The organism is Ktedonosporobacter rubrisoli (genome assembly GCF_004208415.1).
Lineage (GTDB): Bacteria > Chloroflexota > Ktedonobacteria > Ktedonobacterales > Ktedonobacteraceae > Ktedonosporobacter > Ktedonosporobacter rubrisoli.
The window spans coordinates 8,061,080-8,072,565 of sequence record NZ_CP035758.1; the positions used below are offsets into that span (position 1 = coordinate 8,061,080).

Annotated in this window: 9 protein-coding genes and 1 other annotated feature (1 of these 10 cut by a window edge); of the genes, 8 read left to right on the forward strand and 1 reads right to left on the reverse strand. The window is 53.2% G+C overall.

Annotated features, from left to right (window positions below):
* Positions 1 to 663 precede the first annotated feature (663 nt).
* From dnaB to EPA93_RS34970, 6 genes are all read left to right on the forward strand, one after another.
* Positions 664 to 2,538: a replicative DNA helicase gene (gene dnaB, locus EPA93_RS34945; RefSeq protein ID WP_129891952.1), complete on the forward strand. Its 1,875-nt coding sequence runs from the start codon at positions 664 to 666 to the stop codon at positions 2,536 to 2,538.
* An 11-nt stretch (positions 2,539 to 2,549) separates the two neighbouring features.
* Positions 2,550 to 3,305 carry a DnaD domain-containing protein gene (locus EPA93_RS34950; protein ID WP_129891953.1) on the forward strand — a complete coding sequence of 252 codons (756 nt, stop codon included), beginning with the start codon at positions 2,550 to 2,552 and terminating at the stop codon, positions 3,303 to 3,305.
* Complete coding sequence (locus tag EPA93_RS49295; RefSeq protein WP_207229279.1) at positions 3,293 to 4,840, forward strand: ATP-binding protein; 1,548 nt, start codon at positions 3,293 to 3,295, stop codon at positions 4,838 to 4,840. Before EPA93_RS34950 ends, EPA93_RS49295 begins: the two co-directional genes overlap by 13 nt.
* Before the next feature lie 146 nt (positions 4,841 to 4,986).
* Positions 4,987 to 5,655, forward strand: a complete 669-nt coding sequence (clpP, locus tag EPA93_RS34960; protein ID WP_129891954.1) for an ATP-dependent Clp endopeptidase proteolytic subunit ClpP — start codon at positions 4,987 to 4,989, stop codon at positions 5,653 to 5,655.
* A gap of 110 nt (positions 5,656 to 5,765) precedes the next feature.
* Positions 5,766 to 6,803 (forward strand): HAD family hydrolase, encoded by a 1,038-nt coding sequence (locus tag EPA93_RS34965; protein WP_165423606.1) that lies wholly within the window; start codon positions 5,766 to 5,768, stop codon positions 6,801 to 6,803.
* 3 nt (positions 6,804 to 6,806) lie between these two features.
* Positions 6,807 to 7,538, forward strand: coding sequence for a class I SAM-dependent methyltransferase (locus EPA93_RS34970; RefSeq protein WP_129891956.1), 732 nt, complete (start codon positions 6,807 to 6,809; stop codon positions 7,536 to 7,538).
* Positions 7,539 to 7,553: 15 nt separating this feature from the next.
* Here EPA93_RS34970 and EPA93_RS34975 read toward each other — a convergent pair whose 3' ends face one another.
* Positions 7,554 to 8,351 carry an enoyl-CoA hydratase gene (locus EPA93_RS34975; RefSeq protein WP_129891957.1) on the reverse strand — a complete coding sequence of 266 codons (798 nt, stop codon included), beginning with the start codon at positions 8,349 to 8,351 and terminating at the stop codon, positions 7,554 to 7,556.
* Positions 8,352 to 8,812: 461 nt separating this feature from the next.
* Between EPA93_RS34975 and EPA93_RS34980 the strand changes: the two genes are divergently transcribed.
* The gene (locus EPA93_RS34980; protein WP_207229280.1) at positions 8,813 to 10,699 is read left to right on the forward strand and encodes a chloride channel protein; all 1,887 of its coding nucleotides are present in this window, start codon (positions 8,813 to 8,815) and stop codon (positions 10,697 to 10,699) included.
* Positions 10,700 to 10,719: 20 nt separating this feature from the next.
* Entirely contained in the window at positions 10,720 to 11,169 is a 450-nt protein-coding gene (locus tag EPA93_RS34985; RefSeq protein ID WP_129891958.1) for a MarR family winged helix-turn-helix transcriptional regulator, read from the forward strand.
* 255 nt (positions 11,170 to 11,424) lie between these two features.
* Positions 11,425 to 11,486, forward strand: a binding site (T-box leader); it runs 164 nt beyond the window's last position.

Below are 11,486 nucleotides of genomic sequence, written 5' to 3' on the forward strand. Positions count from 1 at the left end.
AACTGTGGATAAGTCAGTATTTAGCTGTGGAGAAAAGCCGCGCACGCTCAAAGAAAGGCTGGCAAATTCCCCTGGATATCCACATATCCACACAGCACAGCAATTCTTACCATTTGATTTCGGGCGCAAGATTAGTTACACTTGGGTCACACGAGAAAATTGCGAGAGTAATACCTACGCTATGTGGCGTCAAGTTTCTAAAAATTTTTACCCGATAGGGTTTGCCGAAGAGGGGTCGGTGGGTCCTGTGCACATAGCTCTATGAATAGTAACTGATCTTATGCAGTGGGCAAGTGTCCCTGATAGGTGCCTGTGCTCTCCCCAACAGGCAGAAGATCTGAAAAATAGGGCGCTGGCACCTCGAACATATGTGCGAGGATATGCTATAATGCATGTTGCCGCTATACAAACCGTAGGAATAGAGAAGGCCTAGTATTGCCTTGTATTCAGGAGACTCTGGTTCATGATGGGCCTGAATACGGGTTATGTTTATAGTTGCTAGTCCCGCGACTCGTGGTTCTTGGTTGACTTGTGATCTCTCTTCCCTACTGTAGAGTGAGCAGGAATATGACCTCAGGCCGCAGTCTTATCGTGCAGATGCAGTATATCGCGTGCCTGCTAGAGACTGTACAATAAGTTTTTGTAGATGCTGGAGCCGGAGACGTGGAAAAACAGTTACCACAGAGTATTGAAGCCGAAAGCGGTGTGCTTGGTAGTATGATTATTGACCCGGAGGCGATCGCCCAGGTGGCGAGTTTCCTGCGGGCTGAGGACTTTTACCGCGATGCGCACCGCACTATTTATGAGGTAATTCTCCGGTTATATGAGCAGAGGGAGCCTGCGGATGTAATCACGATTACTGACGAGCTAGAGCGCATCGGCAGATTGGCCCATGTGGGGGGCGCTAGCTATATCACGTCACTCATGAATCAGGTTCCGACCAGCAGCAATGCCGAGTATTATGGCCGCATTGTCGAGCGTGCAGCGGTTCTGCGCCGCTTGATCCATGCTGCGGCGGAAATTGCTGCGGTTGCCTATGAGGAAAACGATGCCGATGTTGCCCTGGATAAGGCCGAGCAACTTATTTTTGGCATTAGCCAGCGTTACTCAACTAACGATTTTTCGGCCCTGCGCGATCTGCTGGCGAACTATATGGATACGCTTGACCAGTTGCATGAGCGTCGCGGCACAGTTGTTGGTATCCCAACCGGATTTACCGACCTTGATCGCATTACGGGCGGCTTGCAGCGTTCAGATCTGATTATTTTAGCTGCGCGCCCGGCCGTGGGAAAGACAAGCCTGGCGCTCAGCCTGGCACACAATACGGCTGTCAAGTTCGGGCACTCGGTGGCTGTCTTCAGCCTGGAAATGAGTAAAGAGCAGCTGGTGCAGCGCCTGCTCTCTATGGATGCAGGTATTGATCAGCAGCGCTTGCGCACAGGCTGGATTGAGGATGAGGAGTGGGACCGGATTGTCTTTTCGATGGGGCAGCTAGCCAAGGCCAACGTCTGGATCGATGACTCGGCGGGCATCTCGACAATGGATATGCGCAGTAAGGCGCGCCGTTTGCAGTCCGAGCATGGCATAGATCTGATCATCGTCGACTATCTGCAGCTTATGCAATCAGGAATCGGCGGCCGGCGCAATGAGAACCGCGTGCAGGAAGTCTCTGAGATTAGCCGTAGCCTTAAGGCGCTGGCCCGCGAGCTAAACGTCCCGGTGCTGGCCCTGGCGCAGCTCTCGCGTACAGTCGAGACGCGCCAATCCAAGGTGCCGCAGTTATCGGATTTGCGCGAAAGTGGTTGCTTAAGTGGAGACACATGCGTGTATCTTCCTGACGAGGGGTGCAGCGTCCCCATTGAGCAGTTAGTAGGCAAGAGTGGATTTCGGGTCCTGGCCTTAAATCTGCGCACGTGGCAGCTTGAGCCGCAGCTGGTGACTCACGCTTTTGCCACCGGACGCAAGCCTGTCTACCGGCTAACAACGAGCTCGGGACGCACAATCAAGGCAACGGCAAATCACAAATTTCTGACCCGCCAGGGTTGGCAGCGGCTAGATGAGCTGGCAATGGGAGCGTGCATCGCGGTTCCATTTGCCTTGACGCACGAAGCTTATCAGTTAGTTGCCGGGCAGGCAGCCAGGGTAGAGGAACAAATGACGCGCAGCGGACCCATGAGAGGACAGGCCGGGCTCGCTGTCTGTGAGCCGGCTGTTGAGCCCATTGGCAGGGCTGTCTTATGGGATGAAGTAATTGCTTGTGAGCCGAACGGTGAGGCCCTGGTCTACGATCTAACTGTGGATGAATGGCATAACTTTGTAGCAGCGAATGTAATCGTGCATAACTCGATAGAGCAAGACGCGGATATTGTCATGTTTATTTATAGGGACGATGTGTATAACCCGGATACTGAGCGCAAAAATATTGCCGATATCATTATCGCCAAGCATCGTAATGGTCCGATTGGTGAGGTTAGTCTCTTTTTCCAGGCCAGCCAGACGCGTTTTTGTGATCTGGAAGTCTCTCCTCCCAGTGAATAAAAGGAGGGGCAATGATGACGTTTGCAGGCTTTCCGGCCAGCAAGAACAGCCCGTATGTGCCGGTGCCGGAAGTATTTTTCACCCAAGTATTGCCGGATATTGAAGATAGCGCCGAACTGAAGGTCACGCTTCATATCTTCTGGTCGCTGGCACAGAAGCGCGGGAACCCGCGCTGTATCAGCGATCACGAGCTAGAGGCCGACCGACTTTTAATACAGAGCCTCAGGCGTCGCGGCGATCCGCGTCCTCCTGAAGAGCGGTTGCGCCAGGGCCTGGATGAGGCGGTGGCGCGTGGTACATTGCTGAGAATATATCTTAAGTTGGTAAGTGAAGGTAGGGATGAGGCGGAAGTCATTGGGTGGTATTTCTTAAATACGGCTCGGAGCCGCAAAGCAGTCGCCGAGTTGCAGGGTGGAGAAATAGTTCCTGTTCGCCTGCTCGATGGAGAACATGTTGGGCAGCAAGATACAATAGCAGCAGGAGATAGTTCTAGTGCGAGGGGTCCCGGTTTGGAGATGATGAATACGTTGCAGAATGTACAGGTACAAATAGAACGTCCTAATATCTTTGTACTATATGAGCAAAATGTTGGCTTACTTTCTCCCTTGATCGCGGAAGAATTAAAAGATGCCGCCGAGCGCTATCCAGCCGAATGGATTGAGGATGCTTTTCGCGAGGCGGTACAGCAGAATAAACGCAAGTGGAGTTATATTCGCGCCATTTTAAGGCGCTGGGAAACGGAAGGCAAGCAGAAATGGAACGCCTGAATGATATTATGAGCAGAACACTGCATAGGCGCCCGATTTCCGAACAGCGTTTGCCCCAAAGGGCGCAGCAGGGGCAGCAGACCCAGGCCCGTCGCCAGCTACCGGAGCAGATGGCTCGCTTAGGTCAGCAACCGAGCCGTAGCTATGGTGTTCAGGAGCGTGGCCAACAGATAATGCCCGCTAAGCCCCGCATTTCCCAGGAGTCGCGCGAGGCAAGTAGAGCACCGAGGCGTGAAGGGCGTCAGTATGGCGCAACGCATACGCGGCCTCTCTATCCGCGCGCGCGCCAGGCGACGAACGAAGGCTCGCTCTATCCACCTGCTCCGCGCCTGCCCCAGGAATACGTGCGCCCTCAAAGCGGAAATGCGCGTGTCACGGGAGAATATTATCATACCGATAGCTATGAGCAGCCGCCGGCCGACGTGGCCGCTGAGTGGGATGTGGAAGAGGATGAGGCCGTAAGCATACGCTACGGGGATTGGGAGTATGTCGAGGAGGAGAGCCTGATCTACCAGCGCCCGGATGTTGATCCCAATGCGCTGGCCGGCAATACCTATCCACGCGTGGTGCATGAGGCAACCACAAGCGAGATACAGGGCCGCCCTACGCGTAATCTCCGTGAGGCGCGCCTGCCAATGCCGACTGCAGGAATGCCGCAGGCTCCCGCCCAGGAGACGCGGCCCTATCAGCGTATTACGCAGCCCTTGAATACCCAGCTCGTCGCCGGCTTGAATCAGGAACTTCAGCGCACGCAAGAGCTGGCAAGCCGTACACAATACCCGCGCCAGCTGGTGCCAGAAGCCTACCGCCTGCCAATCCCGGCAGTGCCCACGGTGGCGGCTGCCAAAACTATCTGCCCTAAATGCCAGGGCGCCGGCTTCTTGCGCGCCAATGTCCCCTTTGGCCATCCTAACTTTGGCAAGCCTATTCCCTGCGCCTGTAAAGAGGCTGAGCGTAAGGAGAAGAGGCGCCTGCAATTACGGAATATGTCCAACCTGGATGCCTACCGCAATAATTGCTTTAAGACGTTTAACCCGCGCGTTGCCGGCGTGCAGGAAGCCTTTCAGGTTGCCTATGAGTATGCTCAGCATCCCCAAGGTTGGCTGCTGCTCATCGGCACCAATGGCTGTGGCAAGACCCACCTGGCTGCCGCTATCGCTAATCAGTGCCTTGACGATGGTTCCGTCGTGCTTTTTTCAGTTGTGCCTGATCTGCTCGATCATTTACGCGCCACTTTTGCGCCGACTGCTACTGAAGTATATGACCAGCTCTTTCCCAAGCTAAAGGAAGCCGAGGTGCTTGTGCTCGATGATCTGGGGGCGCAGCAGAGCTCACCCTGGGCCAACGAGAAGCTCTTCCAACTCCTGAATTATCGCTATACAATGTGCATGCCGACAGTCATTACTGCTAATCCCAAGGGCTTACGCGAGATCGATGATCGTATCCGCTCGCGTATATCTGACGTAGCATTAGTCACCTCGGTAAACTTTGAACGGGCCAAAGACTACCGCCCAAGCCATCCCAGAAGGGAATAAACGTTCCATTCTTGCGTTTGTACTTTGCAGGTGCTATCATAACGGTAATCTACCCCGCTAGGGGTCTCCTCTGCACATTAGTTTTTACGGATCTAAGCTCTCATGTGTTGAGAGAGAGAACCGCGTATAGATAAAAAGGAGCAAACATGGGCAGTGTATTCAATCCACGTGATCCCAAGTGGACAAGGGAATCCAGTGAGATTCTAGAGCCAAGAGGGATCATTCCTGCCGTTATCGAGTCAACGCCGCGAGGCGAACGTTCCTGGGATTTGTATTCTCGTCTGCTGAAAGAAAGAATCATCTTTATCGGAACACCCATCGATGATCAGGTTGCGAATAGCATAGTTGCACAGCTGCTGTACCTGCAGAGCGAAGATGCGACAAAAGATATCAGCATGTATATTAACTCCCCCGGTGGGAGCATTTATGCCGGCCTGGCTATCTATGATGCTATGCAGTATATTCGCCCCGACGTCTCAACCGTATGCATGGGTATGGCCATGAGCATGGGCGCTGTGTTGCTGGCTGCTGGCGCTAAGGATAAGCGCTATTGTTTGCCTCACTCTACAATGCTGATCCATCAGCCTCTCGGTGGTGCGGAAGGTCAGGCCGCTGATATCGAGATCACTGCTCGCGAAATTCTGCGCCTGCGCCGTAGCCTGTATGATATCCTTTCCCATCATACCGGCCAGACAGTTGAGCGCATTACGCAAGACTCGGATCGCAACTACTACCTTACAGCGCAACAGGCGGTTGAGTATGGCCTGATCGACGATGTGCTCAACCCTGCTAATGAGGATGCACTCTCTCGCTAGCTGTTTTTGTAGGTTAGTGGTATGTGTCGTGTTCCTGGCATCCTGGTCATGTTTCTCCACTGTGCCAGGCACGACACATTAGCGTATTTCGAGGTAATTGGAGAAAACGTTTGCCCAGATCTGTACACTCCCGGTCAGAAAAAAATATTCGCTGCATTCTTTTCGATTTCGGCGATACGCTGTGGACACGGGTTCGTGGAGTTGCATGGAAGTCTATTGAAGATGCTGGGAATCAAGCTGCTTTGACTATTCTTCGTGATCATCTTGGTTCTGAGACCTTGCCCTCAATTGAGCCCATCTTGCTTGGGCGCCAGATTCGTAAGGCCTTGAGAATCCAGATCCGCTGGCTACTTTTTGAAGAACCTGATTATGAACCTGATTTTGCCCTGGCTACGGTTGATGCGCTCCAGGTTCTTGGCTTTCCCCGCGTCGATATGTCAGTTGCTGCTCTTGTCTTCGAAGCCCTCCGTATCCGTATCCCCCGCTCGCGTGCATTGTATGATGATGTACACTCAACATTAAGTGAACTCAAGAGACGTGGCTTTGCCCTGGGGGTGGTCACAAATCGCGATTATGGTGGCCCTCCTTTCCTTGAAGATCTGCAACAGATGGGTTTGCTTGAATACTTTGAGCCCCAGCATATTGCGGTCTCTGCCGAACTGCGGGCGCGCAAACCCAACTCCGCTCTGTTTCTGCATGCACTCAACATGCTTAATGTGCCTCCTGAAGAGGCGGCTATGGTGGGCGATGCGCTGCAGGCTGATGTGAAGGGGGCCAGAAGGCTGAATATGTTCGCTGTGTGGAAACCGTCTCCAGAGCTGCTCAAAGTGGCACAGGAGGCCAAATTACAGGCTCAACAGGCCGCCTGCGCTCAGGAGGGGCAAGCGTCTCGGCCTGAGAAGGAGGAGCGCCATCAGCCCGCTCTTGAAGAGAATAGCGCCGATGGACAGAAGCCCATAACAGGCCTGTCTGTGCTGGAAAAATCCGCAGCTTCCGCTGAGCTTATCAGCGATGAAGAATTGCTAGAGTTTGAGCTGCGTTCGCGCGATATCGAGCCTGGTCCCCAGGGTTATGGAGAGCTCAAACCAGACCTGATTATTCGTAGCCTGAGCGAGCTATTGGATGTCTTCATAGAGGTAGGGAAGTAAGAGTTGACACCGACGTTGCGTAAATGGTTGTTCGAAACCTTATATAAGAATCGCTACCTTTATCGTTTTGCCAGTACGGTTCCATTTGCTGGACAATGGCGCGTCTGGCAGCGGTTGGTCTTGCCACGCATCCAGGGCCTTGATGTGTTGGAGCTTGGTTGTGGCCTTGGCGATCTTCTTGCCGATATGCTCAAAGCTGGCTATCACTGTCGGGCCGTTGAGCAATCGCCGCAGATGGTTGCGGCCGCACGCGATATCCTGCAAAAGCGCAAGCTTGGCCTGCCTTCCTTGATTCTGCAGGGTTCCGCGCAACGTCTGCCATTTAGCAGTCACTCCTTTGATACAGTCGTGAGTACATTTCCTTCAGAATATATCTACGATCCCGATACCATAGCGGAAGTGGAGCGCGTTTTACGTCCCGGTGGACGCTTGATTGTGATCGAAGGGGCAAATCTGTTGCCTGTCGGTTTTCTACAATCCCTGCTCGTTCTGTTACAGGCTTTCGTCTATGGCCCGGCTGCGCTCTTTGGTCCGCGCGAGACGCTAGGACAGACTCCCGTAGAGCGCTACCTTTCCAGCAAGCACAAGGCTGCAAGCGGCGTGACGACGGAAGTAGTTCCCCACGCGCGTTTTGGCCGCCATATTCCCCTTGAGGACTTTGGTCTGCAGCGACGCTCCGAACGCGTGCAGAGCAGGCGCTGGGAAGTCTATATTACGATTGGTGAGAAAAGTTAGCTTTAAGCGATAGAGCTAACTTCCATTCCACGTCGGTTTACGTTTCTCAAGATAAGCCCTCACGCCCTCGGCAAAATCCTGGCTGCCATACAGGCGCGCAATCACATCATCATAGTGTACGTTTCCTGCCGCATTATCAAGGCGGCGCTGGGCCTCTCTAGTTGCCCAGATGGTGAGCGGAGCCAGGGCGCTGATCTGGCGCGCGATTCCTGCCACATGGGTATAGATATCATTTTCGGCGATAATATTGGTGAGGAAGCCGGCCTGTAGCGCCTCTTCGGCGGAGAGCAGGCGCGCCGTGAAGAGCATCTCTTTTGCGCGCATGGCCCCAAAGCCTGCAACCAGGTGCTGATAGTTTTTCAGGCTCAGGCAGTTGCCAAGGGTACGCGCGATAGGGGCTCCAAAGCGAGCGCTCGGGGTGGCATAGCGTAAGTCGGCAACGGCGGCCAGGACGAGACCAGCGCCAACGGCATAGCCATGAATGGCGGCCAGAACGGGCCGGGGAAAGTTGTAAAGCTGCTCGACGATAGCCTCCATCTTGTGTTCGTACGCTACGCCATCCTTGGCGCTAAAGCCCTGGAATTGGGCGATGTCTGTACCGGCGGCAAAGGCTTTGCCCTCGCCATAGAGAACTACTACGCGCAAGGTCTCATCGTTGGCCAGGCGGCTGAGATGCTCTGCAAGCTGCTCGTACATCTTCCAGGTCAAAGCGTTAAGGGCCTCGGGCCGGGATAGGGTCAGGATCGCCACACCATCAATTCGTTCGAGCAGGACCTCGCCCTCTTCGTGCTTGCTTGCGTCTCTCGTCGACATAAAAATTGCTCCCTCTTTATCTTTGTTACGCAATAGCTACCCGTGTAATATACAATATATCTTTTCTCGTCATCAGCTATTGGCCTGTCAAGGTTGAAGTGAGGGAGGCCAGCTTGCTGAATTGTAGAGCTGCATGGTGGAATACTGCATTTTCTGCCAAATACGACAAAAAGTTTAGGTATCTCCGTTTTTGCCCCTTATCAGAGCCAGATTTGCCATTCTATGCATGCTTGCGACCAATTATTCCGTCGTATATACAAAAATAATAAAGCTCGCTTGCTCTTATTTGCTCTTTTTTTATATTCGCCATAAGACAAGGCTATAAGCCATGTTATAGGCTCTTTAATCAGGCTTAACGAAGCGAGCAACCCTTGCAGATTGTTGGGTTTTGTGATAAAAATATGTCGTAAGACGATATGATCGTATTCCGATATAAGTATTTTAGCAAGGGAACAATATTCATGCACAGTGGCTTTGCGCATCTCTGGCGCGCAGGGATGCAGAAACTCAATCTTCTCGAAGATCAGGAAACTAGCAAACTTGGAGATTTTACTACTACACCCCGCACAATTATGATCTCGGCTATCGCGCTGGTAATTGGTATTATCAGCGCTTTTGTTGCCCTGGTACTGTTGCGCTTGATCGGCCTCGTTACCAATTTATTCTTTTACCAGCGTTGGGACACTAACCTTGTGTCGCCTGTTGGTAATCATCTAGGAATATTCGAGGTGCTGGTACCGATCATTGGAGCTTTGATTATTGGCCTTATGGCTCGCTATGGGTCCGACAAAATTCGTGGGCATGGTATCCCCGAAGCCCTTGAATCGATTCTTGTCAATGGCAGTAAGGTAGAGACCCGTGTAACCATATTGAAACCTATATCTGCGGCTATTTCCATCGGCTCAGGTGGGCCCTTTGGTGCGGAGGGCCCAATCATTATGACCGGTGGAGCGCTTGGCTCTTTGATCGCACAGTATATTCACCTCTCAAGCTCTGAGCGTAAAACGCTGCTCGTGGCTGGAGCTGCGGCCGGTATGTCGGCAGTCTTTGCCTCGCCAGTTGCTGCCGTGCTCTTAGCTGTTGAGTTGATGCTGTTTGAATGGAAGCCGCGCAGTTTGATCCCTGTCGTTGTAGCCAGCTCGGCCGCTATGGCCATGCGCTACTATCTATTGGGTGGAGGCCCACTTTTCCCGACGCCTCATTTTGCTGACTTTGTGGGTGTGAACGGGCTGCTAGGTTGCGTTCTGCTTGGAGTACTGGCCAGCATACTTTCCATGCTCCTGACGGCCATGGTCTATGCCTGTGAGGATGCCTTTCACCGTTTGCCCATTCACTGGATGTGGTGGCCGGCAATTGGCGGCCTGGTGATTGGTATTGGGGGCTTGATTTTCCCCCAGGCCCTTGGCGTTGGTTATGATATGATCGGGGCCTTGTTACAGGGGCATGTTACGCTCACGATCATTCTTGGCATCTTGATTGTCAAGTCAATTATCTGGGCCGTCTCGCTGGGTTCGGGCACCTCGGGCGGCGTTGTGGCTCCGTTGCTGATGACCGGAGGCGCGCTTGGGGCTCTGGTCGGCTTAGTCCTGCCAGGCGAGGGTGCCGGCTTCTGGGCGATGATCGGCATGGCAGCTGTGATGGGTGGCACGATGCGTGTCCCGCTGACCGCAATTGTCTTTGCCTTGGAGCTTACGCATGACATCAACGCGGCCCTTCCCTTGCTGGTTGCCGTCTCAATCTCCTACTTTATCACTGTGCTGATTATGCGCCGTTCCATTCTTACCGAGAAGGTGAGTCGTCGTGGCTATCATCTTAGCAGCGAATATGAGGTTGATCCGCTGGAAGTGCTCTTTGTGCGTGAAGTGATGCGTACAAATATTGTAGTACTCTCTGAGCATATATCCTTGAAGGAGCTTGCCCAGTCTTTAAATGTGGAAGCGCCTCCCAAGAGCCAGGGGCAGAGCCTCTATCCTATTCTTGATGATCAGCAAAAGCTAAGCGGGGTTGTTACCAGGCGCGAGCTACAGAGCCTGTTGCGCGAGCACCGAGATAGCAGCGCCGATTATCGCTTGAACGACCTGCTGCGCAAGCCTGAAGTGGCCTATCCCGATGAGACTTTGCGCGCCGTTGTCTACCGCATGGCTGAATTAGGGATTAATCGTTTCCCTGTGGTTGAGCGCGATGATCCGCAAAACCTGCTGGGCATCATCTCGCTAACCGATTTGCTCAAGGCTCGCCTGCGCCACCTGGAGGAGGAGCGTCGTCGTGAGCGCGTGCTGCATGTCCGTCACTTCTGGCCTGTACGCAGCGGTGACGAGGCTGAGCATGAGAAAGTACCAATGGTATAGGGGTGGAGAGAAGGGAATTGATGAATACTGTAAATGTATCCACAGAATTATCACTAAGCAGTTATCAGGCTCTGGCCGAGTTTCGTTACCAGATCCGGCGTTTCTTACACTTTAGTGATCAGCTGGCGCGTTCGGCTGGCGTTGAGCCCCAGCAGCATCAATTACTCCTGGCCGTCAAGGGCTTGCCCTCCGATCGTAAAGCTACGATTGGCGAGCTGGCTGAACGTTTGCAGATCCAGCACCATAGCACTGTGGAATTAGTGAATCGCCTGGTTGAACATGGCTTAGTTGTACGTCAGCGCGATCCTGAGGATAGCCGGCAAGTGCTGGTGCTACTGACCGAAGAGGGAGAGGAGGTGCTGCGCCGCCTTTCCATCATTGCCCTTTCTGAACTGGATCATACCGGGCCTATGCTGGCAAGAATGCTTAGCAAGCTGGTTGTTCAGGAGAAAAAGCAGCGCACAAGCTAGCGGATGTCCCAGAGGACTAATGTCCTCTGGGCTCCCTCTTTATAATGGAAGGAAGACTTGACAATCGCGCACGTACTCGATAGACTAAAGTAACCTTAATATGCAGTTTTTGCTGGAAGGGGAACCCTGTCCGGTGGACAGGTATCAGGGGCGGAGCCCATGATGGGGTCTGGGGCACCCCCAGCCTCTCTTCTTCTCTTACCGTCGTCAGGCGGTGCCAAAGGCTTGTATATGGAGGCTAAAGTACACAAATTTACACTGGCGAGGAGCAGGAGGAGTAGGTGCATTTTCCGCAAGAGAGGAAAGATCACTGGCTG